The following is a 3,910-nucleotide window of genomic DNA, read 5'->3' as shown; positions in this document are numbered from 1 at the left end:
CAGGCCCTGCTGGAGACACTGGAGACCTGGTTCGCGCCCTACCAGCCCGGCATCACCTCGCTCAAGGCGATCGACCGGGACGGGCTGAACCAGGGCCTGCTGTCGCTGTGCGGAGCAGGCGCGCGCGGCGAGATCGAACGCCTGGCGCCGACCCATTACGAGGCGCGGACCGGATCGCGGCTGCCGATCCGCTATGACGAGGACAGCCCGGTGGTGGCGATCCGCGTGCAGGAACTGTTCGGCGAGAGGCAGCATCCGGCGATCGCCGGCGGGCGGCTGCCGCTGACGCTGGAACTGCTGTCGCCGGCGCACCGGCCGATCCAGACCACGCGCGACCTGCCCGGGTTCTGGTCGGGTTCCTGGGCCGACGTGCGCGCCGACATGCGCGGGAAATATCCGCGCCACCCCTGGCCTGACAATCCCGCCGAAGCCGATCCCACCCGGCGCGCCAAGCCGCGCGGCGCCTAGATGGCGGCGGCAAAACATCTTGGCGATCCCCGGCCAGATGGGTTAGGTCAGAACCCATGACCGTTTTTCCGTCCTTTCTCGATGATCATTCCATCCGGCACCGGCTCCGGCTGCAGACGCTGACCCGGCTCAGGTGGCTGGCGGTGCTCGGCCAGAGCGCCACGGTGCTGATCGTTGCCCATGGCTACGGGTTCGAGCTCCCGGAACTGGCCTGCTTCGCGCTGATCGCCTGCTCGGCGGTGCTGAACCTGTTTCTCTCCGTCCGCTTCCCGGCCGCGCACCGGCTGCCGCCGCTGGCTGCCACGGCGATCCTGTCCTTCGACGTGGCGCAATTGTCGGGCCTCCTGTTCATGACCGGGGGGCTCGCCAATCCGTTCTCGGTGCTCCTGTGCGTGCCGGTGATCATTTCCTCGGCCTCGCAGCCGGTGCGCCACACGCTCAGCCTCGGCGCGCTGTCGGTGGCGATCGTCACGCTTCTTGCGTTCTTCTCGCTGCCGCTGCCCTGGTTCCCCGGCAGCGACTTCGAGGTGCCCTATCTGCTGATCGCCGGCGCCTGGATCGCCATCGTCTCGACCACGGCCTTTGCCGCCTTCTATTCGTTCCAGGTTTCCGCAGAGGCCAATCAGTTGGCCGACGCGCTGGCGGCGACGGAGCTGGTGCTGCAGCGCGAACAGCATCTGTCGGCGCTCGACGGGCTGGCGGCGGCGGCGGCGCACGAGCTCGGAACGCCGCTGGCGACCATCCAGATCGTGGCCAAGGAAATGGAAAAGGCGCTGGCCGGCGATCCGCGATTCACCGATGACCTGATGCTGCTGCGCAGCCAGAGCGAACGCTGCCGCGACATTCTCAGACGCCTGTCGTCGCTGACCGCCGAGGACGAGGCGCATATGGTGAGACTGCCGCTGGGCTCGCTGATCGAGGAAGTGATCGCGCCGCACCGCGAATTCGGCATCGCCATCCATGTCGTTCACGGCGACAGCGAGATGCGCGAACCGATCGGCCGCCGCAATCCCGGCATCCTGTTCGGCCTGGGCAACCTGATCGAGAACGCCGTCGACTTCGCCCAGGAGACCGTGACGGTGACGGTATCGCACGGCCGGGACCGGGTCGAGATCATCATCGAGGACGACGGGCCGGGATTTGCGCCCGACGTTCTCACCCAGATCGGGGTGCCCTTCATGAACCGGCGCAATCGGCTGGACCGGGAGAAAGGCGGCGGGCTGGGGCTCGGCCTGTTCATCGCCAAGACCCTGCTTGAACGTTCGGGCGCGCAGCTCAAGTTTTCCAACAAGTCGCCGCCGCAGACCGGCGCCCATGTCCAGGTCACCTGGCCACGGGAGAAAATGGACCTGTTCGGGTCAAGCCAGCCGCCGGAAACCCCGGCCGGAACTGGATAAATTGCAAAAGGGCATTAAATCGGAGATACAGGCCGAATCGCGCGCCCGGAATGAAGGTGGATCATGACCGACGACATCGCCAATTCTACGGAACCACAGGCCATCGGACCGGACGCAACGCTTCTGCTTGTGGACGATGACGGGCCGTTTCTGCGCCGGCTCGCCCGCGCCATGGAAGCCCGCGGGTTCACGGTCGAGATCGCCGAGAGCGTGGCCGAGGGGCTCGCCAAGGCCAAGCGCAACACGCCGAAATACGCCGTGGTCGACATGCGGCTCCAGGACGGCAACGGCCTCGATGTGATCGAGGCCATTCGCGAACGCCGCGACGACACCCGCATCATCGTGCTGACCGGCTACGGCAACATCGCAACAGCGGTGACCGCGGTGAAGCTCGGGGCGATCGATTACCTGGCCAAGCCCGCCGATGCCGACGAGGTGTTCGCGGCGCTGACCCGCAAGCCGGGCGAGCGGGCGGAAGTTCCGGAGAACCCGATGTCGGCCGACCGGGTCCGCTGGGAGCATATCCAGAGGGTCTACGAGATGTGCGAACGCAATGTCTCGGAAACCGCGCGGCAGCTCAACATGCACCGCCGCACCCTGCAGCGGATCCTCGCCAAGCGCGCGCCGCGCTGAGATCGGCGGCACTCCAGGTCAGAAGACCGGCTGTCCCGCCAGCAATTCCGCCTGCAGCAGGCGATCGGCAGCGGCGCGGGCGAACCTGAGCAGCAGGGCCTTGCGGGTCGCGGCGGCAAGCCTGTGTTCGGGCGCGTCCCGCACCAGATGGCCCGACCAGTCATCGGCGACGATCAGGCCGCAGTCTTCGGGGAACAGATCCGCGGGCACGCCGGGATGGGTGGCGAAGAACAGCCGGTCGCAATGCTGGCGGTAGTCGGGCCATTTGGTGTCGCACCTGAAGTCCTCGATCGAGGACTTGATCTCCACGATCCAGATTTCGCCTGTCGCGCCCAGCGCCACCAGATCGGCGCGCCGTCCGGAGGCCAGAGGCAGTTCGGGCACCATCGACAGACGGAGATCGAAAAACAGCCGCTGCACACCGCGGCGCACCATCAGCGCCCGGTCGGATTGACGCCCGTCGATCAGCGGATTGTCCGAGTGGAGCGAGATGATGGGCATGATCGTCATACCTCCTGACCGCGGCACAATGCGGCGGCAGGCCGCTGTTTGTTGCACAAAAGCAATGCCCTACGACAATGCGCGGAAAAGACGGCGGTTTTTTCACAAACACAGTTGCACAGTTAGGGTTTGTTTAAAATAACCGTCGCCATGTTGAGTGCGAATCAGAGTCCGCGCCAACCATTACGCTTGGAAGATCCCACAATGACAATTCGTTTTTCGCTCACCATCGCAGGGCTGGTTGCAGCACTGGCGCTTGCCGGCTGCTCTTCGAGCACCGAGGACGGGGCCTCCGGCGCCACCGCTCAGATCTTTACCTCGGAATACGGCACGATCAAGGATTCGGGATATTCGGTTCCGGCCGTTCCGATCAGCAAGGTCGACAAGCGGTTCCACCGCCAGATCGTCTCCTACGGCACCACGGAGAAGCCGGGCACCATCATCGTCGACACGCCCAACCGCTTCCTCTATTTCGTGCTGCCCGGCCGCAAGGCTGTCCGCTACGGCATCGGCGTCGGCAAGGCGGGTTTTGCCTGGGAAGGCGAAGCCTATATTGCCTGGAAGCAGGAATGGCCGACCTGGACGCCGCCCAAGGAAATGATCGACCGCAAGCCCGAGCTCGCCAAATACGGTGACGGCGGCATGCAGCCGGGTCTGACCAACCCGCTGGGCGCCCGCGCTCTCTATCTGTTCAACGAGAAGGGCGAGGACACGCTGTTCCGCCTGCATGGCACGCCCGAATGGAAGTCCATCGGCACGGCGGCGTCTTCGGGCTGCATCCGCCTGATCAACCAGGACATCATCGATCTCTACAACCGCGTCCGCCCCGGCAAGGGCGCGCGGGTGGTCGTTAAGCAGTAGCTCCGGCCTGATTGTCTGTCAAAAAACCCGCCCGGAGCGATCCGGGCGGG

5 protein-coding genes are annotated in these 3,910 nt (G+C 65.6%); 4 read left to right on the top strand and 1 reads right to left on the bottom strand.

The window, feature by feature from the left end:
• The 3 genes from LL06_RS23735 to LL06_RS23725 all read left to right on the top strand — a co-directional run.
• Nucleotides 1–468, top strand: a 468-nt coding sequence (locus LL06_RS23735) for an ATP-dependent helicase C-terminal domain-containing protein (RefSeq protein WP_035532905.1), incomplete at its 5' end; no start/stop codon positions are given.
• Nucleotides 469–524: 56 nt separating this feature from the next.
• Complete coding sequence (locus LL06_RS23730) at nt 525–1,865, top strand: ActS/PrrB/RegB family redox-sensitive histidine kinase (RefSeq protein WP_052161870.1); 1,341 nt, start codon at nt 525–527, stop codon at nt 1,863–1,865.
• A 63-nt stretch (nt 1,866–1,928) separates the two neighbouring features.
• Nucleotides 1,929–2,498 carry an ActR/PrrA/RegA family redox response regulator transcription factor gene (locus tag LL06_RS23725; RefSeq protein WP_035532902.1) on the top strand — a complete coding sequence of 190 codons (570 nt, stop codon included), beginning with the start codon at nt 1,929–1,931 and terminating at the stop codon, nt 2,496–2,498.
• Between the two features lie 18 nt (nt 2,499–2,516).
• Here the strand turns inward: LL06_RS23725 and LL06_RS23720 are convergent, their stop codons facing one another.
• Nucleotides 2,517–2,999 carry an MmcB family DNA repair protein gene (locus LL06_RS23720; RefSeq protein WP_035532907.1) on the bottom strand — a complete coding sequence of 161 codons (483 nt, stop codon included), beginning with the start codon at nt 2,997–2,999 and terminating at the stop codon, nt 2,517–2,519.
• Nucleotides 3,000–3,203: 204 nt separating this feature from the next.
• Here LL06_RS23720 and LL06_RS23715 point away from each other — a divergent pair, with 204 nt between their 5' ends.
• Nucleotides 3,204–3,860, top strand: a complete 657-nt coding sequence (locus tag LL06_RS23715; RefSeq protein ID WP_035532900.1) for a L,D-transpeptidase — start codon at nt 3,204–3,206, stop codon at nt 3,858–3,860.
• Nucleotides 3,861–3,910: the final 50 nt, after the last annotated feature.

Source organism: Hoeflea sp. BAL378 (assembly GCF_000759435.1).
Lineage (GTDB): Bacteria > Pseudomonadota > Alphaproteobacteria > Rhizobiales > Rhizobiaceae > Hoeflea.
The sequence above is the reverse complement of the archived record's forward strand: the minus strand, read 5'-3'. Positions and strand labels throughout refer to the sequence as shown.